At 44.0% G+C, this 552-nt stretch carries 1 pseudogene; it reads right to left on the bottom strand.

Annotated features, from left to right (window positions below):
* A pseudogene (locus ACRCJ0_RS18970) lies at positions 1-552 on the bottom strand (6-phospho-beta-glucosidase); the annotation flags it as partial.

The following is a 552-nucleotide window of genomic DNA, read 5'->3' on the forward strand; positions in this document are numbered from 1 at the left end:
TTAATCGTGAAGGCATGTAAAGCTGCCCCGTAATTTCCTTCAACGGCGGCACGGATAACCGTTTCTTCCATCCCCTTCATCAATTGGATCATCCCACGAGCGGCTGGCATAAATTCACCCCAGTTGAATGGTACAGCGCCGTGGCTAGTGATTTGGGCAGATACTTCCACAATGGCATCGTACGGTAGGTCTTGGATTGTCCCGTTATTTTGGGTAGAAACCACCATAACAGTCTGTTTGTCGTTGTAGATAGAAGCAATTACCTCACAAGCGGCGTCAGAATAGTAAGTCCCACCACGTTGGGTTAATTCTTCAGGCTTGTAGTCTAAAGCTGGATCTTTATACAATTCAAACAATTGTTGCTCAGTCTTCTTCACTACTTGTGCACGTGTTGCCCCTGCTTTAAACTCTTCAATAGAATGTTGTAACATCTCATCTTCAGAGTAGTAGTAACGGTGGTAACCACATGGTAACATGGCCAAATCTTGAATTTGTTCAATATGATAGTTGGCATCATGGATATTCTTCAAGGCTGATTCTGGGCCATCATCT

This window comes from Aerococcus sp. L_32 (genome assembly GCF_050689315.1).